We start from the raw sequence: 531 nt of genomic DNA, 5'->3' as shown, positions 1-531 counted from the left end.
GTTCTAATGGCGGACGTAAGCGACCTTTTTATTTGAGAAAATATTTTATGATTTATAAAATTTTGTAAGTTTAGCATCATAAAAAATAAAATTTCACGATGCGCCGATTTGTTTTCATGCGACCTTAAATGAAAAAACGCTGCGGTATAATGGCTGCTTTGTCATTCTTTAGAGGTCGTCTGAAACTGTCGGACGATTTGTTTTAATCATGAGCAAACACAGCAAACATTCAAATCAAGTCCGCATCATCGGCGGGCAATGCAGGGGGCGGAAACTGGTTTTTGCAGATGCAGACGGTCTGCGCCCGACGCCTGATAGTGTCCGCGAAAAACTTTTCAATTGGCTCGGTCAGGATTTGACCGGTATGAATGTGTTGGACCTGTTTGCAGGTAGCGGCGCGTTGGGATTTGAAGCCGCGTCCCGTAACGCGAAAAGGGCAGTGTTGGCAGATAATAACCGTAAAACTGCCGATATGCTGCGGCAAAACGCCAGAGTATTGGGTTTGGATAAACTGGAAATCCTCAATACCGA

General features: G+C 44.3%; 1 protein-coding gene. It reads left to right on the top strand.

Features of this window, described 5'->3' with window-relative positions:
- Positions 1 to 208: 208 nt before the first annotated feature.
- Positions 209 to 531 (top strand): RsmD family RNA methyltransferase (locus ACTHUR_RS17735; RefSeq protein WP_440400041.1); only part of this gene is annotated, 323 nt, incomplete at its 3' end.

This window comes from Neisseria sp. P0021.S007 (assembly GCF_051956855.1).
Note: the sequence above shows the minus strand (reverse complement) of the source record. Positions and strands in the feature narration are given on the sequence as shown.